The organism is Allochromatium vinosum DSM 180, assembly GCF_000025485.1.
GTDB lineage: Bacteria > Pseudomonadota > Gammaproteobacteria > Chromatiales > Chromatiaceae > Thermochromatium > Thermochromatium vinosum.
In genome coordinates this window covers 916,083-934,985 of record NC_013851.1, presented here as the reverse complement: position 1 = coordinate 934,985, position 18,903 = coordinate 916,083, and the positions used below count along the sequence as shown (strand labels likewise).

Sequence of the window (18,903 nt, the reverse complement as noted above, 5' to 3'; positions counted from 1 at the left end):
CATGACAACCCTCATCCTGGCGCTGGGCAATCCGTTGCGCGGCGACGACGGCATCGGGGCCGCTGTCCTCGAAGCCCTGCCAAACCTGCCGCCCGACGTGACCCTGCTGGACGGTGGCACCCCTGGTCTTGATCTCGTCCTCAGACTCCAGGGGCACGACCGGGTCATCATCCTGGATGCCGCCGACATGGGCGAGCCGCCCGGCGTCTGGCGCTGTCTGACCCCGGAGTCCGTGCGCGGACTCGACCCCCAGCTTCGCGGCAATCTGCATGCGGCCGGTCTGGCCGAAGCGCTGACGCTGGGCGAGGCGCTGGGCCTCCTGCCACCCGAGATCCTCATCCTGGGCATCCAGCCGGCGGCGATCGACTGGTCGCCCGGACTGAGTCCGGAAGTCGCCCGAGTCATCCCCGAGGTGTGCGAGGCGGTTCTGAGGCTACTGCGTCCAACGGGCTGAGTCGCGGCCGATTCGGTGGGCCGTGGATGCCGGTCATGCCACTCGTGCATTGCGCAATCGAATCCTGAGTATTTAATAAATTGTCGATCCAGGTATACTCGCGACCTTGTCCAACCGACATCGTCTCTAACGTCTCCCTGGAAGCGACATGACCCATAAGCCCGATATCGATCCGCAAGAGACTCAGGAATGGCTCGACTCGCTCGAGGCCGTACTGGAGAACGAGGGCGTCGAGCGCGCTCATTTCCTGCTCGAACGCCTGATCGACAAGGCCCGGCGCTCGGGCGCCTATCTGCCCTACAGCGCCAACACCGCCTATCTGAACACCATCCCGGTCCAGGCCGAGCAGCCCTTTCCGGGCGATCTGGCGCTGGAGCGGCGCATCCGCTCGCTGGTGCGCTGGAATGCCATGGCGATGGTGGTCCAGGCCAATCGGCTCTCGACCGAGCTGGGCGGACACATCTCCAGCTTCGCCTCCTCGGCGACCCTGATCGATGTCGCCTACAACCACTTCCTGCACGCGCGTACCAAGGATCATGGCGGGGATCTGGTGTTCTTCCAGGGTCACAGCGCGCCCGGTATCTATGCCCGCGCCTTTCTCGAAGGCCGGATCAGCGAGGAACAGCTCCATCATTTCCGCCAGGAGGTCGATGGCCATGGCCTGTCGTCCTATCCGCATCCCTGGCTGATGCCCGGTTTCTGGCAGTTCCCCACGGTCTCGATGGGACTCGGACCGCTGATGGCCATCTACCAGGCGCGCTTCATGCACTATCTGCGCGATTGCGGACTGGTGAATACCAGCGGGCGCAAGGTCTGGGCCTTCCTCGGCGACGGCGAGATGGACGAGCCGGAATCCCTGGGCGCGATCTCGCTGGCGGCGCGTGAGCGGCTCGACAACCTCGTCTTCGTGGTCAACTGTAACCTGCAACGGCTCGACGGGCCGGTGCGCGGCAACGGCAAGATCATCCAGGAGCTGGAAGCCGTGTTCCGGGGCGCGGGCTGGAACGTCATCAAGGTGGTCTGGGGGCGTTACTGGGATCCGCTGTTCGCGCGCGACAAGCTCGGCCTGATGCTCAAGCGCATGGAGGAATGTCTCGACGGCGACTATCAGGCGTACAAGGCCAAGGGCGGCGCCTACACCCGCGAGCACTTCTTCGGCAAGTACGATGAACTCAAGGCGATGGTCGCCAACATGTCGGACGAGGACATCTGGCGGCTCAATCGCGGCGGCCATGATCCGATCAAGGTCTTCAATGCCTATGCCGCCGCCATGAACTGCACCGGCAAGCCGACCGTAATCCTGGCCAAGACGGTCAAGGGCTATGGCATGGGTGTGGCCGGCGAGGGCATGAACATCACCCACTCGCAGAAGAAGATGGGCGAGACGGCGCTGCGGGCCTTCCGCGACCGCTTCAACATCCCGATCTCGGACGATCAGATCGACGCCACGCCCTTCTACAAGCCGGCGCCGGACAGCGCCGAGAGTCAGTATCTGCACGCACGGCGCGAACGGCTCGGCGGTTTCCTGCCGGCGCGGCGCGACGAGGCCCCGGCGCTTCAGGTACCGGCGCTCGATGTCTTCAAGTCGTTGCTGGAGGGTAGCGGCGACAAGGAGATGTCGACCACCATGGCCTTCGTGCGTCTGCTCACGCTCCTGGTGCGCGACAAGCAGATCGGCCAGTACGTGGTGCCCATCGTCCCGGACGAGGCGCGCACCTTCGGGATGGAGGGCATGTTCCGTCAGCTCGGGATCTATGCCTCGCAGGGCCAGCTCTATGAGCCGGTCGATTCCGATCAGGTGATGTACTACCGCGAGGACAAGAAGGGCCAGATCCTGCAAGAGGGCATCAACGAGGCCGGAGCCATGTCGTCCTGGATCGCGGCGGCCACGGCTTACGCCAATCATGGCCAGAGCATGATCCCCTTCTATATCTATTACTCGATGTTCGGCTTCCAGCGCATCGGCGATCTGGCCTGGGCGGCGGGCGACATGCGTGCGCGCGGCTTCCTGATCGGCGGCACGGCCGGGCGCACCACGCTGGCGGGCGAAGGCTTGCAGCATCAGGACGGCCACAGTCTGCTGCTGGCCTCGACCATTCCGAACTGTGTGGCCTACGACCCGGCCTATGCCTATGAGCTGGCGGTGATCGTCCAGGACGGTCTGCGGCGGATGTATGAGGACAAGGAGAACGTCTTCTACTACATCACCGCGATGAACGAGAACTACGTCCAGCCGCCGATGCCCGAGGGCTGTGCGGAGGGCATCCTCAAGGGGATGCATCCGGTCCGGCACGGCACCGACGGCGAGCCTCGGGTCCAGTTGCTCGGCTCGGGCAGCATCCTGCGCGAGGTGCTGGCGGCGGCCGAGTTGCTGGAGCAGGATTTCGGCATCGGTTCGACCGTCTGGAGCGTCACCAGCTTCAACGAACTGCGCCGCGAGGGCATCGAGATCGAGCGCTGGAACCGGCTCCATCCCGACCGGACCGCGCGCGTCACCTGGGTCGAATCCCAGCTCGGCGACACGCACGGTCCCATCGTCGCCGCGACCGACTACATGCGGCTCCAGGCCGATCAGATCCGGCCCTATGTGCCGCGCCGCTATGTGACGCTCGGCACCGACGGCTTCGGGCGCAGCGACATGCGCCGTCAGCTCAGAAAGTTCTTCGAGGTCGACCGTCATCAGGTCGCGCTCGCCGCACTCAAGGCGCTCGCCGACGAGGGCACGGTGCCAGTATCGATGGTGACGGACGCCATCGCCAAATACCGCATCGATCCGGACAAGCCCAACCCCGTGAACGTCTGAGCCGACTGGTCAACAGGTTTTAAGGAGTATTGCGCGTGTCAAGCCTCGAAGAAATCCTCTTGCCCGACATCGGCGATTTTTCCGGTGTCGAGATCATCGAGATCCTGGTCGCTCCCGGCGACCGGATCGAAGCCGAACAATCCATTCTGACCCTCGAAAGCGACAAGGCGACCATCGAGGTTCCGGCCCCCCTTGGCGGGCTGGTTCAGGAGGTTCTGGTCAAGACCGGCGATCGCGTCAGTCAGGGTGATCGGCTGATGCGGGTCGAGACCTCTGGGTCGAACCAAACCCGGAACGAGACGAGTCCGGTCGTAGGTGTGGCTTCAGCCGCATCGGCGGAGAGTGCGGCTGAAGCCGCACCTACGAACATGACCGGGGCTACCCCCGAACCCGAGTCGCGATCCGAACCGGCGGCCGAATCGGAACCACCGCGCCGCGCCCCCGGCGAGACCGAGCGCCGTCAGGCTCCGGTGCGCCCGCGCCCCGAGGACATGACCGCCATCGCCCGCGGCCGCAAGGCTCATGCGAGTCCTGCCGTGCGCCGCTTTGCGCGTGAGCTGGGCGTGGATCTGGCGCGGGTGAAAGGCTCCGGCCCCAAGGGTCGCATCGTCAAGGACGACGTCCAGGGCTATGTCAAGCAGACCCTGGCCCAGGGCGGCAGTGCGGCGATCGAGCCGGGCACGGCGGGCGTCTTCCAGCTCCCGAGCACGCCCGAGGTCGATTTCAGCCGCTTCGGCCCGACCGAGATCCGGGAACTGCCGCGCATCCGCAAGCTCAGCGGTCGGCATCTGCACCGCTGCTGGATCGGTATTCCGCATGTCACCCAGTTCGACGAAGCCGATATCACCGATCTGGAAGCCTTCCGCCAGACCCAGAAGGATGACTCGGCCAAGGCGGGCGTCAAGCTGACCCTCCTGCCCTTCCTGCTCAAGGCCGTGGCAACGGCACTGGCCCGGATGCCCGTGCTCAAGGCGTCCCTGACGCCGGATGGCGAGAGCCTGGTCCACAAGCACTACACCCATATCGGCGTCGCGGTCGACACGCCGAACGGTCTGGTCGTCCCGGTGGTGCGCGATGTCGACCGGAAGGGTCTGCACCAGCTCGCCACCGAACTGGCGGATCTCAGCGCCAAGGCGCGCGACGGCAAGCTGCTGCCGGGCGACATGCAGGGCGGCTGCTTCTCGATCTCCAGTCTCGGCGGCGTCGGCGGAACCGCCTTCACCCCCATCGTCAACGCGCCCGAGGTCGCCATCCTCGGCGTCTCGCGTGCCGAGATGAAGCCGGTGTGGAACGGGCGCGAGTTCGTGCCGCGCCGGATGCTGCCGCTGTCGCTGTCCTACGACCATCGCGTGGTCGACGGCGCCGACGGGGCACGCTTCACCAGCCTGCTGCGCGAACTGCTCGGTGACATCCGACGCTTGCTGATCTGATAGGATGGCGGGTCTTATCCCATAACGATTGTCAGCGCCTGTGGCGCCCGTGAGAGAAGCCCCACCATGAGCACCATCATCGAGGTCAAGGTTCCGGACATCGGAGATTTCAAGGACGTGCAGATCGTCGAGATCCTGGTCGTCCCCGGTGATCGGATCGAGCCGGAGACGTCACTGGTAACAGTCGAGAGCGACAAGGCCAGCATGGAGATTCCATCGCCCCGGGCCGGAGTCGTGAAGGCCGTGAACGTCAAGATCGGCGATCTGATCTCGCAGGGCGATCCGATCCTGACGCTCGACGTCGCCTCCGCGTCGGTTGACGAGAGCGACGACAGGGCGTCCGATGACGACGCCGAACTGGCCGCCGAGACCACAGCCGTCCAGGAGATCGTGACCGAGGTCGTGGTGCTCGGCGCCGGCCCCGGCGGATACACGGCCGCCTTCCGCGCCGCCGATCTGGGCAAGAAGGTCGTCCTGATCGAGCGCTATCCGACGCTCGGCGGCGTCTGTCTCAACGTCGGCTGCATCCCGTCGAAGGCACTGCTGCACACGGCCGCCATCATGGAAGAGGTCAAGACGCTCGGCGTCATGGGCGTGACCTACGGCGAGCCGGAGGTCGACCTGGCCAAGATGCGTGCCGGCAAGGACAAGGTGGTCGCCAAGCTCACCGGCGGGCTGACGGCGCTCGCCAAGCAGCGCAACGTCCAGGTCGTCCAGGGCGCCGGGCGCTTCGAGTCGCCCAACCGGATCGGCGTCGAGACCAAGGAAGGGCGTGTACGGGTGCGCTTCGATCAGGCCATCATCGCCTGCGGTTCCTCGCCGATGAAGATCCCCGGCTTCCCGCACGAGGATTCGCGCGTCATGGACTCGACCGACGCCCTGGCCCTGGCCGACGTGCCGGATCGGCTGCTGATCGTCGGCGGCGGCATCATCGGTCTGGAGATGGCGAGCGTCTACAGCGCCCTCGGTTCGCGTATCGACGTGGTCGAGCTGAAGAATCAGCTCATGCCCGGCTGCGACCCGGATCTGGTCAAGGCGGTCGAGAAGATCATCAAGAAGCGCTACGAGAACATCTGGCTCGAAACCAAGGTCGCCAGCATGAGCGCCGGACCCGAGGGCATCAAGGTCGTGTTCGAGGGCAAGCATCCGGGCACCGAACTCTACGACAAGGTGCTGGTCGCGGTCGGTCGCCTGCCAAACGGCAAGCTCATCGACGCCGAGGCGGCGGGCGTGACGGTCGACCAGCACGGTTTCATCAAGGTCGACCAGCACCAGCGCACCAATGTCCCGCACATCTTCGCCATCGGTGACGTGGTCGGCGGCCCGATGCTCGCGCACAAGGCCACGCACGAGGCCAAGGTCGCCGCCGAGGTCATCGCCGGACAGCCGTCGCTGTTCGACCCGCTGACCATCCCTTCGGTCGCCTACACCGATCCCGAGGTCGCCTGGATGGGCCTGACCGAGACCCAGGCCAAGGCCGACGGCATCCCCTACGAGAAGGGCGTCTTCCCCTGGGCGGCGAGCGGACGCGCGCTCGGCATCCATCGCGACGAGGGTATGACCAAGCTGCTGTTCGATCCCGAGACCAAGCGCATCCTAGGCGCCGGCATCGTCGGCCCCAACGCCGGTGAGCTGATCGGCGAGGCGGTGCTGGCGCTGGAGATGGGCGCCGACATGGAAGACATCGGTCTGACCATCCACCCGCATCCGACCCTGTGCGAGACCATCGGACTCGCCGCCGAGATGGCGCATGGCTCCATCACGGACCTGATGCCGCCGAAGAAGCGCTGAGAGGCGACCGAACGCCCCTCTCCCCTCGCGGGAGAGGGGGGAAACTACCGCCCCGCCAGCCAGAGACGCAGCCGTAACCCCAGTCCAGTTCCGACCCCAACGATCGACGAGCGAATACGTCCATCGCCATCGATCACAAAGCTGGTCGGCACACCCGCCACGCCCCAGGTCCGAGCCAAACGACCATCAGGGTCCGAGACGACCCGGAAATCCTGCCCGGCCTCGTGCATGTAGGCGCGGATCTCATCCTCCGTCCCCGATTGCAGCGCAACCGTGACGACGGCGTGATCGTCGGCGATGGCGTCGATGGTGCCGTCGGTGATCCGGCACACCGGACACCAGGTCGCCCAGAAATGCACCAGCACCGGCCGCCCGCGCCAGTCGGCGAGATCGATCGATGTGCCATCCACCGTGCGGCCAACCAGCGGCGGAGCCTCGCCCGTGACCAGGGTCCGTCCCTTCCACCACTGAACACCGACGACGATCGCCGCGATCAGGACGAGGTTGACCAGCCAGCCGCCCAGACGTCGACGCCAGCGTTGCCGAGCCGTCGGCGCCGGGGGAGCGCACGCTGAATCGGGAGTCGGCTCACTGTCGTCAGCCAAAGCGCAACACCATCCCGGTTGCCGCCAACCGCTCGGCCTCCTGCTCCAGCTCCAACTGGGTCAGCGGATGGCCGGCGAGCCAGTCGTCCGGAAAACTCAGCGTCAGGTTCTCGCCCTCGACCTGAAGGATCGGATTCGGCTTGCTGTCGACCGAGCGGCCACGATGCAGCAGCACCGCCAGACGCAGGATGACGCACAGCCGCCGCACCGCGAGCTGGACGGTCTGGGGCAGCGCGGCGAATTCCTGCACCGGGAACTTGCGCCGATGTCCGAACACCAGCGCCGCGAGCATGGTCTGCTCCTGGCGCGTGAAGCCGGGCAGATCGGCGTTGCGCAACAGATAGGCGCCATGCTTCTGATATTGGCTGTGGGCGACCATGACGCCGATCTCATGCACGCGCGCGGCCCAGGCGAGCATACGCGGATAGTCGAGATCGTCGAGCGACCAGGGCTTGACCAATTGACGATAGAGACTCAGGGCCGTGGCCTCGACACGCCGGCCATGCTCCTGATCGACATGGAACTGCCGGCAGAGCGTGGCGACGGTCCGATCACGCACGTCGCCCTGCTGATGGCGGCCCATCATCTCGTAGAGCACGCCCTCGCGCAGGGCATAGTCCGAGACCTGCATGTGCGCGATACCGAGCGAGTCGAACACCGAGCGCAACACGGCCACACCACCGGCGAACACCGGCCGGCGCTCCTCGCTCAGGCCCTTGAGATCGAGCGCCGAGACCTTGCCGGCGTCGATCAAGGCTTCGCGCAGTCGCATCAGCGATTCGGCCGAGATGCCGTCCTCGCACCAGCCCTCGGCCTGGACCACGGTGGCGATGGCGCGGATGGTCCCGGAACTCCCGACCGCCCGCTCCCAGCAGGTGCGGCGGAAGAGTTCGCGCACCGGACGGACCTCCAGGGCGCCCGTCAGCTCGGCGCGCTGCATGGCCTTGGCCGTGATCCGTCCATCGGCGAAGTGACGGCGCGTCATGCTCACACAGCCCATGTGCAGGCTCTCGCGCAGACGCGGCGAGAAGGCGCGCCCGACGATCATCTCGGTACTGCCGCCGCCGATGTCGACCACCAGCCGCCGTTCGCCCCCGGAGGCCAGCCCATAGGCCACGCCCAGATAGATCAGACGCGCCTCCTCGCGCCCGGCGATGACGTCGATACTGTGTCCGAGCGCAGACTCGGCGCGCTGAATGAAATCGGCGCCCGGATCGAGCTGGCGCAGCGTGTTGGTGCCGACGGCGCGCACGTCCTCGGGCGCAAAGCCGCGCAGACGCTGCCCGAAACGTTCCAGACAGGCGAGTGCGCGCTCGGCGACCTCTGGCGTGATGCTGTGATCCTCGGTCAGCCCCTCACCGAGTCGCACCATCTCCTTGAGACGGTCGGTGATCTGGACATGACCGTCGTCGATGCGGGCGACGACCATGTGAAAACTGTTGGAACCGAGATCGACGGCCGCGACGGTGCGTGTCGAGGCTGTATCGGCAGCCTGTACGACGTCTTCGGGCATGGGCTAAATCCGGCGGATGGACAGGGCGCGAATGATAGCAAAGGGCGTCAGCGGACGTTCAGTGCATCGGCGGCTGAGCTGGAACACGAGCGGCGAAATAGTCGTTCAGGAAGGTGTCGAAATCCACCTGGTCCGCTGCCTCGATCGCCTGCTGACGCGCGATCGACTCGGCGGCCAGCCGCTCGAAGAGTGCGAGCTGTTCAGGGGCGAGTTCGGTCGCCTGGAATGCCTGCCGATGTGTCTCCGACCAGCGCCAGGCCAGGGCGAAGAAGCCCTCGCCCCGGTCTCGCATTTCGGCGAGCATCCGCGCCGATGGGGTCAGGTCCGGATGATCGATCTTCTCGCGCTGGCGTCTCAGGCTCGCCACATGCGGCCCATCCGAACCGCCATCGAGCAATTCGGCGATCCCGATCATGCCGTCGAGGATCTCGTGCGCCCAGACGCGCAACTCGACGGCCTCGCGATCGCGCGCCAAACGCAACCCAGGTTCGCGCCCGCGATGGGCGACCAGTACCTGATTTTCGTCGATGTTACGCCGCTCACGTGTCGCGATCCGGGGACTGTCCTGGAGCAGGCAATAGAGCATCAGGGTCTCCAGAAACTCCAACTGCTCCAGACCGACGCCGAGCGGTTCGAACAGATTGACGTCGAGTGAGCGCAGCTCGATATAGCGGACGCCGCGCCGGCGCAGGGCGTGGGTCGGTTTCTCCAGCCACTCGGTGATCTGTTTGGGCCGCACCGTGCTGTAGTACTCGTTCTCGATCTGGAGCACATTGGCGTTGAGCTGCTCGTAGCGATCGCCGACCTTGACCCCGATGGTCTCGTACTGCGGACAGGGCGTCTCGATGGCCCAGGTCAGACTGCGCACATAGGCATCGAGGCTGTCATAGCAGGCCTTCATGCCCGTCCCCTCTTCCTGCTTGTTCTGATAGCCGATGTCGCCCATGCGCAGGGACGTGGCATAGGGATAGTAGAGCGTGTGCGGGTCGAAACGCTCCAGGTCGGTTTCCTGTCCCTGAACGAAGCTGCCGCAAACCGCCGGCGAGGCGCCGAACAGATAGGGAACCAGCCAACCGATCCGTTGCAGGTTGCGGATCATGCCCATCTGGGCCTCGGAGCGGAAGAACCCCGGCTCGGCCCGGTCGTCGCGCTCGGCCTGATACAGCGTCCAGAAGGCGTCAGCGAAGGAGAAGTTGAAATGCACCCCGGCGATGACCTGCATCACCCGTCCATAGCGGTTGCCGAGTCCACGCCGATAGACCGTCTTCATGGTCGCGGCATTGGAGGTGCCGTAGCGGGCGAGCGGGATGGCGGAGCCGCCCTCGATGACACAGGGCATGCTGGTCGCCCAGAGCCGTTCGTCGCCCAGATGGCGGTTGACGACGACATGGATGTCGCTCAAAAAGTCGAGCACCGCGCGCGGGTCGGTCAGCGCCGGCGTGACCAGCTCGATCAGGGCCTCGGAGAAGTCGGTCGTGATGTGCGGGTGAGTGAGCGCCGAGCCGAGCGCCGGCGGATGCGGTGTTTGTGCCAGGCATCCGTCCGGCGCGACGCGCAGACTCTCTTTTTCCAAGCCGATCCGGTTGTCGCGCAGTGCCGCGCTCGCGCCGGCCCGATGGAGCCGGTCGAGCACCGGCTCCAGATCCATCGCAGTCTCGCTCAAGCTCAATTCCTCATCACCGCGCGCGGCCCGTTGTCGGTCCGCTGCATCAGGATGCCGTCGGCCAGGATGCGCGCGGCCTCCTCGGCCTCGATACGCGCGATGACCTCGCGTTGCTTCTCCAGCGCTTCCTCGTCGACCTGATCGGCTTCCTCGTCGACCGGCGTGAGGCCGCGCGCGCGCAGGAATCGCTCCTGATCGGCCTTGAAGCGCTGGTTGCGCCGCTCGTCCTCGGCGCGCCGTTCGGACTCACGCAGCGAGACCTGCTTCTGCTCCTCGACCTCGCGTACCAGACGACTGCGTTCGGTGAGCATCCTGAAACCCTCGTCCCGGGCCACGCGCTCGGCAGAGCGGCGCGCCAGCGCGTCGAAACGCAGCTCGCCGACCTTCCTGAAGCCGGCCGGATCGATCTGGGTCCAGGGCAGGGCGTTGTCGAGCGAACGCTCGCCATGTTCGCTGATGTAGTCGGCGCTCGGGAAGCGGATGTCCGGCTCCACGCCGCGCAACTGGGTGCTGCCGCCGCTGATGCGGAAGAACTCGGCCATGGTCAGACGCAGGCGCCCCAGGTCGCTCTTTTCGCCCGGTACATAGCGGTTGAGATCGATGAGCGTCTGCACCGTGCCCTTGCCGAAGGTCGGCTCGCCGATGATCAGCCCGCGACCGTAGTCCTGGATGGCGGCGGCGAAGATCTCGGAGGCCGAGGCGCTCTCGCGGTCGACCAGCACCGCCAGTGGACCGTTATAAGCGACTCCCGGATCACGGTCGGCCTCGACCTCGACCTTGCCGAAGGCGTCCTTGACCTGGACCACGGGGCCGGTATCGATGAACAGCCCGGTCAGCGAGGTGGCCTCGGCGAGCGAACCACCGCCGTTGGAACGCAGGTCGATCAGCAGCCCGTCGATGCCGCGCATCACCAGATCATTGATGAGTCGGCGCACGTCGCGCGTGGTGCTGCGGAAATCGGCCGTGCCGCTGCCCTCGGCCTCGAAGTCGCGATAGAAGGCCGGAATCTCGATCACGCCGACCTTGAGTCCAGGGGCGTTGCCGAGATCATCGACGACATAGCTCTTGGCCGCCTGATCCTCGAGCTTGATCTCGTTGCGCACCAGAGCGACCTCGCGCACCGGCTTGGACGAACCCGTGGCCTTGGGCTGAATCTGCAAGCGCACCACCGACCCCTTGGGACCACGGATCTTGTCGACCACGTCCTCCAGGCGCCAGCCGACGACATCCTCCATCGGGCCGTCGAGTCCCTGGGCCACACCGAGGATCTGGTCGCCGGCATGAACCTGACCGGACTCGCGCGCCGGACCGCCGGGGACCGTGCTCTGCACGAGCGTGTATTCGTTGTCCGAGCGCAGCACCGCGCCGATGCCTTCCAGCGACAGCTTCATGCTGATGTCGAAATTCTCCGAGGTGCTCGGCGACATATAGCTGGTATGCGGCTCGATGGTCTCGGTATAGGCGTTCATGAACGCCTGGAAGACGTCATCGCCCTTGAACTGATGGATGCGCCGTGCCAGCCCCTCGTAGCGCTTGCGCAGCCGGTCACGGATTTCCGCGTCTGACTTGTCGGCCAGACGCAGCGAGAGGTAATCGTGCTTGACGCGCTTGCGCCAGCGCTCGTCGAGTTCGGCGGCATCGCGCGCCCAGGGCGTCTCATCGGACTCGAAGGTGAAGGTCTCGGCGGTGTCGAGCGTGAAACGACCGTCGAGCAGCTTGAGCGCATGGGCGACGCGCTCATCGACGCGCATCCGGTAGACGCGGAAGATGTCGAAGGCGATATCCAACTCACCCCGGCGCAGGCTTTCGTCGAGCTGGCGCGCTCCGTTCCGGAACCGCTCCACGTCGCGCGCCAGGAAAAAGGTCCGATTCGGATCGAGCGCCTTGAGATAGCGTTCCAGCACCGAGGCGGCGAAGTCGCGGTCGAGCGCGACCTTGCGGTAGTGATAACGCTCCAGCACCTTGTTGATGACGATGGCGGACTTGGTCTGGGTCGGGGTCGGGAAGAGGTCCGACAGCGGGACCGAAGACGGCGCCGCCAGGGTCGTCGTCGCCACGATCAGCAGGGCGACGAGCAGGAGTGGAAACCGGAAGAGGCGCTGTTTCATTGGCGTTGTACTCTGTTGGGGAATCGCCGGTTCGAGGACGCTATTTGTAGACCTTGCGCCGATAGAGATCGGTTCGGCGGCTGACCACACGGTCGACGAACAGCAGGCCGTCGAGATGATCGAGTTCGTGTTGGACCGCGCGCGCTTCGAATCCTTCCATCTCGTACTGGTGCTCGACGCCGTCGGCATCCTGGGCCTTGAGCCGGATCTGGGTGGCGCGGATCACGTTGCCCGTGTAGTCCGGGACCGAGAGACAGCCCTCGCGGCCCATGGCGAAGCCTTCCCAGTGCGTGATCTCTGGATTGATGAGGACCAGATGGCCGTGATTGGGCGTCTTGGGCCGCGATGAGAGGTCGAGGATGACGATGCGCCGAAAGTGGGCGACCTGGGGCGCGGCGATGCCGACGGCACCGGGGCCGGCCAGGCGGGTCTCTTCCAGATCGGCGATGAAGTCGCGCAGGGACTGGTCGAAGGAGTCGACGGGTTCCGAGACCTGCTTGAGACGCTGATCGGGCAGTTTGAGGATATCGAGGATCGCCATGACTCAACCGATCAGCACATCGACCGGGGAGACGTCCACCGACACGCCGCGCGCGGCCATCGGCACCAGCGCGTCAGCCAGCGCCTCGATGGTGCGATCGCTGTAGCCCTGGATGTTCATGATGTAGACCGGACGCTCGCGCTCGCCGGCCACGTCCGACTCCAGCTCCAGGATGTTGAAGCCCTGTTCGGCCAGGATCTCGGTCACATCGGCGACGATCCCGGCGCGGTCGGCGCCCGTCACCCGGACCTGGACGTTGGGCATCAGGTGCTGGTGCAGCCCGCCGCTCAACGGATCGAGATGGATACGCAGACCGAGTTCTTCGGCCACAGGCGCCAGAGCGTCCAGGATCTCAGTCTCCGGGCGTGCGTCGCTGACCATCAGCATGATGGTGAAGTTGCCGCCGAGCCGGATCATCGAGGCTTCGCCCAGATTGCAGCCACATTCATACAGGACGCGCGTGACGCGCGAGACGATTCCCGGCCGGTCGGCACCGACCAGGGTCAAGAGGTTCCAGTCAGACAGAGTGTCCGTCACGGTCTTCAGCTCCCATGGCTGTCGTTCGGCGCGAGCCAGATCAGGCTGGCCAGACGGCCCGTGGTGCCGTCGCGCCGGTAGGAAAAGAAACGTCCCGGCTGGGAGTGGGTGCAGTCCCCTCCCCCATAGACCCGCTCGACACCGAGTCGCGCGAGTCGGAGCCGGGCGAGTTCGAAGAGATCGGCCAGCCAGCGCTCGCCCTGAGCCGTATTCGGGCTGGGGCGAAAGGCGGCGGCGGTCTCGGGATGCTCGGCGACGAAGGCCGCGCGCACCTCGGAACCGACCTCGAAGGCATCGGGTCCGATCGCCGGCCCCATCCAGACCAGCAGCCGTTCGGGCGCGACCGCCATGGCCGCCACCGCGCTCTCCAGCACCCCGCCGGCCAGCCCGCGCCAGCCGGCATGGACCGCCGAGACGCGCGTCCCCTGGTCGTCACAGAGCAATAACGGCAGACAGTCGGCCGTCATGACCGCACACACGGCTCCGGGCGTGGTCGCGATCGCCGCATCGGCTTCAGGAATGGGCGCCGCCGGGCATTCGGCCCGCACCACTTCGCAACCATGGACCTGTCGCAGCCACAGCGGTTCGGCGGGCAGCCCCAGATGCGAACACAGGATCTCGCGATTGCGGGCGACATGCTCCGGGTCGTCGCCGACGTGGTCGCCGAGGTTGAGACTGGCGAACGGCCCCTGGCTGACGCCGCCGAGACGGGTGGTCGCACAGGCGCGAACGGACGCGGGTGCCGGCCAGTCAGGCTCGATCAGCTCCATCGGCCACCTCCCGGCGAAACAGATCCAACAGGGCCTCGAGATCGGATGCCATCGGCACCTCCCAGTGCATCTCGGCGCCGGTTGCCGGATGGATGAGGCCCAGACGGATGGCGTGCAACGCCTGACGCGGAAAGCTCTGGAGCGCGGCAGCCAACTCGGGACGACAGCCGCGCGGCGGCCGTGGACGACCACCATAGGTCGTGTCGCCGACCAGCGGATGATGGATGTGCGTCATGTGCACGCGAATCTGATGGGTGCGTCCGGTCTCCAGCTCGACGGCCAGCAGCGTATGCCCCGGATAGGATTCCAGCACGCGATAGTGCGTGATGGCCTCGCGCCCGTTGCCGACCACGGCCATCTTGACGCGCTGGGTCGGATGACGGCCGATGGGCGCCTCGACCCGCCCGCCCGCGACCAGCGTGCCCAGCACCAGCGCCCGATATTCGCGATGAACGATCCGCCGCTGGAGCTGCTCGACCAGCGCGCAGTGCGCCTGGAGCGTGCGCGCGACCACCATCAGGCCCGTGGTGTCCTTGTCGAGCCGATGCACGATCCCGGCACGCGGCAGGGTCGCCAGCTCGGGCGCATGGTGCAGCAGCGCATTCAGGAGCGTGCCGTCCGGATTACCGGCGGCCGGATGCACGACCAGCCCGGCGGGCTTGTCGATCACCAGCAGGTGCTCGTCCTCGTAGACCAGATCCAGCGCAATTGCCTGCGGCCGGTGTTCGTCGACCACGGCCAATTCGGCCTCGATGCGGATCGACTCGCCGCCCCAGACCTTGTCGCGCACGCGGCATGGCCGATCGTCGACCAGCACCTGCCCGGCCTCGATCCATTGCTGAAGACGCCCGCGCGAGAACTCCGGCAGCAGCTGGGCCAGCACGCGGTCGAGCCGGCCACCGGCGAGATCCGGTTCGACTCTGAGCGAGCGCCGGATGATTTCGGTAGACAGAGACTTCATTCAGCGGACATCCAGACAGGCCCGTGCGCGTATCGAAGACGCACGGTCAGACCTTCGCCAAGACGGGGCTTCGGGTATACTGGGAGCGATTCGAAACAGATACTCATGCGACATGTCACGAACGTTAACACGATTGACCGCGCTCCTGCTCGCCGTGACGCTCACCGGATGCGGGATCTTCGGCAAAGAGATCGATGAAACCGAGGGTTGGAGCGCCTCCAAGCTCTATTCCGAGGCCGCGACCGAACTCGACGCCGGTTCCTACGAGCACGCCATCGAACTCTATCAGAAGCTCGAGGCTCGCTATCCCTTCGGGCGCTATGCCATGCAGGCGCAGCTGGATGTCGCCTACGCCCATTATCGGGCCGAGGAACCCGAGGACGCGCTCGCCGCCGCCGACCGTTTCATCAAACTCTATCCTCAGAACCCCTATGTCGACTATGCCTACTATCTGAAGGGCATCGTCAACTACAACCGCAGCATCGGCTTCCTCGACCGCTTCATCCCGACCGACGCCTCGCAGCGCGATCCGGGCTCGGCGCTCGACGCCTTCAAGGATTTCGCGATCCTGGTCGAGCGCTTCCCGAACAGCAAGTACGCCGAGGACGCGCGCCAGCGCATGGTCTATCTGCGCAGCAATCTGGCCATGAACGAGGTCCATGTCGCGCGCTACTACATGAAGCGCGGCGCCTATCTGGCCGCGGCCAATCGCGCCAACCACGTCATCCAGCACTATCAGCGCACCAGCGCCGTGGACGATGCGCTCGAAGTGCTGATCGACGCCTATCGCGCACTCGGCAAGGACGATCTGGCGGCCGACGCCAAGCGGGTGCTCGACCTCAACCGCCAGGAAGGGCGCTTCATCGCCGACGAGGTCCGACCCGAAAAGGTGGATCTGGCGCGCCGGCTCTGGGACTATCTCCAGCTCGACGAGAACTGAGGCTCAGATCGCCGCCTCGTTCTCCTCGCCGGTGCGGATGCGCACCACGCGCGTCACATCCGAGACGAAGATCTTGCCATCACCGATCTTGCCGGTGCGCGCGGCTGTGGTGATGGCATTGATGCACTCCTCGACCTGATCGTCGGCCAGCACCAGCTCGATCTTGACCTTGGGCAGAAAGTCGACCACGTACTCCGCGCCCCGATAGAGTTCGGTGTGGCCCTTTTGACGGCCGAAGCCCTTGACCTCGATCGCCGTCATGCCCGTGATGCCGGCCGCCGACAGCGCCTCGCGCACGTCGTCCAGCTTGAAGGGTTTGATGATCGCTTCGACCTTTTTCATGCAGCTCTCCCGTTAAGCCGTATCCGCTGAATCAATCACGGATCAGTATAAGTGGACCTTGGAGGGATGAACAGCGCCGGGGGACATGCGACGCCGCCGCCCCCTAAAAACCGCTGGTGATCGGATAGCGCCGGTCACGCCCGAAGGCCCGGCGTGAGATGCGCACGCCGGGCGGCGCCTGACGGCGCTTGTATTCGTTGCGATCGACCAGCCGCGCCACGCGCCGGACGACATCGGCCGGATAGCCTTGAGCCACGATGTCCTCCACACTCTCGTCGTCCTCGATATAGCGCTTGAGGATGGCATCGAGCAGATCATAGGGCGGCAGACTGTCCTGATCGGTCTGATCGGGGCGCAGCTCGGCCGAGGGTGCGCGCTCGATCACCCGCTCCGGGATCACGGGCGAGCGGCCGTTGCGATAGCGCGCCAGCCGGTAGACCAGCATCTTGGGCACGTCCTTGATCGGCGCGAAACCGCCGGCCATGTCACCATAGAGCGTGGCATAGCCGACGGCCATCTCGCTCTTGTTGCCCGTGGTCAGCAGGATGCGCCCGGATTTGTTGCTGATGGCCATGAGGATGATGCCGCGACAGCGCGCCTGGATGTTCTCCTCGGTGACGTCCACCGGCTGACCGGCGAAGACGGGTTCGAGCATGTCGAGAAAGGCGTGGAAGGCCGGCTCGATCGGGATGACGCGGGTCGAAACACCCAGCCGTCGGGCCTGTTCGAGCGCATCCTCGTTGCTCATGTCAGCCGTGTAACGTGAGGGCATGAGCACGGCCTCGACCCGATCGGCGCCGAGTGCGTCCACGGCGATGGCCAGGGTCAGGGCCGAGTCGATCCCGCCGGAGAGTCCCAGCACCGCACCCTCGAAACCGTTCTTGCGCACATAGTCGCGCACGCCCAGCACCAGAGCCTCGTAGATCGTTTCCTCCTCGCCGGGCCAGTCTGTGAGTGGTTCGGTGCCCGCCCTGACTGGAACCCCATCGGCATCGAGCTTGAGGGCGAGCGTCGTTTCGGTGAACAGGCCCGCGCGGTGCGTGATCCGGCCATCGGGATCGACGACGAAGGAGGCTCCATCGAACACCAGTTCATCCTGACCGCCGACCAGATTGGCATAGAGGATGGTCAGGCCATGGGCGCGCGCGCGCCGCGCCACCAGCGCCTCACGCTCGGCGATCTTGCCGCCGTGGAAGGGCGAGGCGTTGAGATTGAGCAGCACCTGAGCGCCGGCCTCGGCGGCCTCGCGGGTCGGTTCCTCCCACCAGATATCCTCGCAGACGCTCAGACCGAAACGCAGCCCGCACTGCTCGAACACAGTCGCGCCCGTTCCGGGCTGGAAGTAACGCTTTTCGTCGAAGACGCTGTAGTTGGGCAGATGCTGTTTGGCGTACTCGGCGATCAGGGTGCCGTCGCGGATCACGCCGGCGACGTTGAACAGTCCGCCGACCGAGGCGCGCGGATAGCCGAACACCAGGGTGATTCCCCGGATCTCCGACTGGAGGCGCTCCAGCGCCGTCTCGACCCGTGCGATGAACTCGGGTCGCAGCAGCAGATCCTCGGGCGGATAGCCGGTCAGGGCCAGTTCGGGGCAGACCAGCAGATCGATGCCCGATGCGTGCGCGCGCCGGGCCGCCGCGATCAGACGCTCGGCATTGCCGGCCACGTCACCGACCAGGGGGTTCATTTGCAGGATTTCGATGCGACAGGACACGTTCGCGGCTCCAGTAATGCGATGGAGGTTGATCAATGGAGCCGGATCTAGCCAGACTCTCCGAGTGACCGACCGATGGATGGGACGCCTACTCCATCCGGGTTGAGTTCATACAATACCCACTTGGTGCTCCAGTGAGACCAGTCGATTGTTCTGATCGATCGTGGCGCGGAACCGACCCTGGATACCGGCATGGGTGACGAACTGACGCAGGTTGATCGCCGGAATGGACAGTGTGCGCCCGTCATGGGCGCGCACGACCACGCGCGCCGCCGAACCCTGGTAATAACGCAGATACTCGGTGCGCGAAATGTTCAGGCTGAAATAGAAGTGACGCATGGCAGGACTGGTTGCAAGCGGACACGACAGGCACGAACGCGCGCGAGTCCTCAATCCTGATCGAGCACGAACTCGACCGCGATCAGCCGCCCCTCATCATCCTGGGTCACGCGGGCCACGCGCGCGCGCCGACGCAACGGCTCGATCTTCGGGTTCGGACTGAGGACCAGGATCTCCAGGTCTTCATCCGGCGCGATCGGCCGATCGGAGCGAAAGGCGCATCCCGAGGCACTCAGGTTGATCAGGCTGGCGGTCATGGACTCACCCGTCGTGAGGCGGGTGATGGTGACATCGGTCTCGGTCTCCAGACGCCGGAATCCCCGGCGTTCGTCATTGGTCAGCATGGATGGCATCCTCCTGTACGAGCGATCATTCGCGACAGCTGAGTTGAA

General features: G+C 65.7%; 17 protein-coding genes. 5 read left to right on the top strand and 12 right to left on the bottom strand.

Annotated elements, in window-relative coordinates; translation table 11 throughout:
- Position 1: 1 nt before the first annotated feature.
- From ALVIN_RS04000 to lpdA, 4 genes are all read left to right on the top strand, one after another.
- The gene (locus tag ALVIN_RS04000) at positions 2 to 454 is read left to right on the top strand and encodes a hydrogenase maturation protease (protein ID WP_012970029.1); all 453 of its coding nucleotides are present in this window, start codon (positions 2 to 4) and stop codon (positions 452 to 454) included.
- Between the two features lie 148 nt (positions 455 to 602).
- Positions 603 to 3,257, top strand: coding sequence for a pyruvate dehydrogenase (acetyl-transferring), homodimeric type (gene aceE / locus ALVIN_RS03995; protein ID WP_012970028.1), 2,655 nt, complete (start codon positions 603 to 605; stop codon positions 3,255 to 3,257).
- Between the two features lie 35 nt (positions 3,258 to 3,292).
- Positions 3,293 to 4,687 carry a dihydrolipoyllysine-residue acetyltransferase gene (aceF, locus tag ALVIN_RS03990; RefSeq protein ID WP_012970027.1) on the top strand — a complete coding sequence of 465 codons (1,395 nt, stop codon included), beginning with the start codon at positions 3,293 to 3,295 and terminating at the stop codon, positions 4,685 to 4,687.
- A 66-nt stretch (positions 4,688 to 4,753) separates the two neighbouring features.
- Positions 4,754 to 6,478 (top strand): dihydrolipoyl dehydrogenase, encoded by a 1,725-nt coding sequence (gene lpdA / locus ALVIN_RS03985; RefSeq protein WP_012970026.1) that lies wholly within the window; start codon positions 4,754 to 4,756, stop codon positions 6,476 to 6,478.
- A gap of 44 nt (positions 6,479 to 6,522) precedes the next feature.
- Here lpdA and ALVIN_RS03980 read toward each other — a convergent pair whose 3' ends face one another.
- The 8 genes from ALVIN_RS03980 to rluD are packed head-to-tail and all read right to left on the bottom strand — an operon-like array spanning position 6,523 to position 15,176.
- On the bottom strand, positions 6,523 to 7,083 hold the full coding sequence (locus tag ALVIN_RS03980; protein WP_012970025.1) for a protein disulfide oxidoreductase: 561 nt from the start codon (positions 7,081 to 7,083) through the stop codon (positions 6,523 to 6,525).
- Positions 7,076 to 8,596: an exopolyphosphatase gene (gene ppx / locus ALVIN_RS03975; protein WP_012970024.1), complete on the bottom strand. Its 1,521-nt coding sequence runs from the start codon at positions 8,594 to 8,596 to the stop codon at positions 7,076 to 7,078. Before ppx ends, ALVIN_RS03980 begins: the two co-directional genes overlap by 8 nt.
- Before the next feature lie 58 nt (positions 8,597 to 8,654).
- Positions 8,655 to 10,244 carry a glutamate--cysteine ligase gene (gshA, locus tag ALVIN_RS03970; RefSeq protein ID WP_012970023.1) on the bottom strand — a complete coding sequence of 530 codons (1,590 nt, stop codon included), beginning with the start codon at positions 10,242 to 10,244 and terminating at the stop codon, positions 8,655 to 8,657.
- Between the two features lie 17 nt (positions 10,245 to 10,261).
- Positions 10,262 to 12,367, bottom strand: coding sequence for a carboxy terminal-processing peptidase (locus ALVIN_RS03965; protein ID WP_012970022.1), 2,106 nt, complete (start codon positions 12,365 to 12,367; stop codon positions 10,262 to 10,264).
- Positions 12,368 to 12,407: 40 nt separating this feature from the next.
- Positions 12,408 to 12,908: a peptide deformylase gene (def, locus tag ALVIN_RS03960; RefSeq protein WP_012970021.1), complete on the bottom strand. Its 501-nt coding sequence runs from the start codon at positions 12,906 to 12,908 to the stop codon at positions 12,408 to 12,410.
- Between the two features lie 3 nt (positions 12,909 to 12,911).
- On the bottom strand, positions 12,912 to 13,445 hold the full coding sequence (locus tag ALVIN_RS03955) for a glycine cleavage system protein R (protein ID WP_012970020.1): 534 nt from the start codon (positions 13,443 to 13,445) through the stop codon (positions 12,912 to 12,914).
- 5 nt (positions 13,446 to 13,450) lie between these two features.
- Positions 13,451 to 14,215, bottom strand: coding sequence for a peptidoglycan editing factor PgeF (gene pgeF, locus ALVIN_RS03950; RefSeq protein WP_012970019.1), 765 nt, complete (start codon positions 14,213 to 14,215; stop codon positions 13,451 to 13,453).
- Positions 14,196 to 15,176: a 23S rRNA pseudouridine(1911/1915/1917) synthase RluD gene (rluD, locus tag ALVIN_RS03945; RefSeq protein WP_012970018.1), complete on the bottom strand. Its 981-nt coding sequence runs from the start codon at positions 15,174 to 15,176 to the stop codon at positions 14,196 to 14,198. Before rluD ends, pgeF begins: the two co-directional genes overlap by 20 nt.
- A gap of 112 nt (positions 15,177 to 15,288) precedes the next feature.
- On the opposite strand from rluD, the gene ALVIN_RS03940 reads away from it, so the two are divergent.
- Complete coding sequence (locus ALVIN_RS03940; protein ID WP_012970017.1) at positions 15,289 to 16,116, top strand: outer membrane protein assembly factor BamD; 828 nt, start codon at positions 15,289 to 15,291, stop codon at positions 16,114 to 16,116.
- A 3-nt stretch (positions 16,117 to 16,119) separates the two neighbouring features.
- On the opposite strand, the gene ALVIN_RS03935 is transcribed toward ALVIN_RS03940, so the two are convergent.
- The 4 genes from ALVIN_RS03935 to ALVIN_RS03920 all read right to left on the bottom strand — a co-directional run bounded on the left by ALVIN_RS03935 (position 16,120) and on the right by ALVIN_RS03920 (position 18,855).
- Positions 16,120 to 16,458, bottom strand: coding sequence for a P-II family nitrogen regulator (locus tag ALVIN_RS03935; protein WP_012970016.1), 339 nt, complete (start codon positions 16,456 to 16,458; stop codon positions 16,120 to 16,122).
- A gap of 103 nt (positions 16,459 to 16,561) precedes the next feature.
- Complete coding sequence (locus tag ALVIN_RS03930; RefSeq protein WP_207144907.1) at positions 16,562 to 18,145, bottom strand: NAD+ synthase; 1,584 nt, start codon at positions 18,143 to 18,145, stop codon at positions 16,562 to 16,564.
- A 135-nt stretch (positions 18,146 to 18,280) separates the two neighbouring features.
- Positions 18,281 to 18,511, bottom strand: a complete 231-nt coding sequence (locus tag ALVIN_RS03925; RefSeq protein WP_012970014.1) for a DUF2835 domain-containing protein — start codon at positions 18,509 to 18,511, stop codon at positions 18,281 to 18,283.
- A 50-nt stretch (positions 18,512 to 18,561) separates the two neighbouring features.
- The gene (locus ALVIN_RS03920) at positions 18,562 to 18,855 is read right to left on the bottom strand and encodes a PilZ domain-containing protein (protein ID WP_012970013.1); all 294 of its coding nucleotides are present in this window, start codon (positions 18,853 to 18,855) and stop codon (positions 18,562 to 18,564) included.
- Positions 18,856 to 18,903 lie beyond the last annotated feature (48 nt).

Excerpts from the sequence above, each read along its gene's own strand:
- ppx (WP_012970024.1), bottom strand. The coding sequence starts at position 8,596 with ATGCCCGAAGACGTCGTACAGGCTGCCGATACAGCCTCGACACGCACC.
- ALVIN_RS03920 (WP_012970013.1), bottom strand. The coding sequence starts at position 18,855 with ATGCTGACCAATGACGAACGCCGGGGATTCCGGCGTCTGGAGACCGAG.
- lpdA (WP_012970026.1), top strand. The coding sequence starts at position 4,754 with ATGAGCACCATCATCGAGGTCAAGGTTCCGGACATCGGAGATTTCAAG.
- pgeF (WP_012970019.1), bottom strand. The coding sequence starts at position 14,215 with ATGGAGCTGATCGAGCCTGACTGGCCGGCACCCGCGTCCGTTCGCGCC.
- ALVIN_RS04000 (WP_012970029.1), top strand. The coding sequence starts at position 2 with ATGACAACCCTCATCCTGGCGCTGGGCAATCCGTTGCGCGGCGACGAC.
- rluD (WP_012970018.1), bottom strand. The coding sequence starts at position 15,176 with ATGAAGTCTCTGTCTACCGAAATCATCCGGCGCTCGCTCAGAGTCGAA.
- ALVIN_RS03930 (WP_207144907.1), bottom strand. The coding sequence starts at position 18,145 with ATGAACCCCCTGGTCGGTGACGTGGCCGGCAATGCCGAGCGTCTGATC.
- ALVIN_RS03965 (WP_012970022.1), bottom strand. The coding sequence starts at position 12,367 with ATGAAACAGCGCCTCTTCCGGTTTCCACTCCTGCTCGTCGCCCTGCTG.
- ALVIN_RS03935 (WP_012970016.1), bottom strand. The coding sequence starts at position 16,458 with ATGAAAAAGGTCGAAGCGATCATCAAACCCTTCAAGCTGGACGACGTG.
- def (WP_012970021.1), bottom strand. The coding sequence starts at position 12,908 with ATGGCGATCCTCGATATCCTCAAACTGCCCGATCAGCGTCTCAAGCAG.
- ALVIN_RS03925 (WP_012970014.1), bottom strand. The coding sequence starts at position 18,511 with ATGCGTCACTTCTATTTCAGCCTGAACATTTCGCGCACCGAGTATCTG.
- aceE (WP_012970028.1), top strand. The coding sequence starts at position 603 with ATGACCCATAAGCCCGATATCGATCCGCAAGAGACTCAGGAATGGCTC.
- gshA (WP_012970023.1), bottom strand. The coding sequence starts at position 10,244 with ATGGATCTGGAGCCGGTGCTCGACCGGCTCCATCGGGCCGGCGCGAGC.
- ALVIN_RS03940 (WP_012970017.1), top strand. The coding sequence starts at position 15,289 with ATGTCACGAACGTTAACACGATTGACCGCGCTCCTGCTCGCCGTGACG.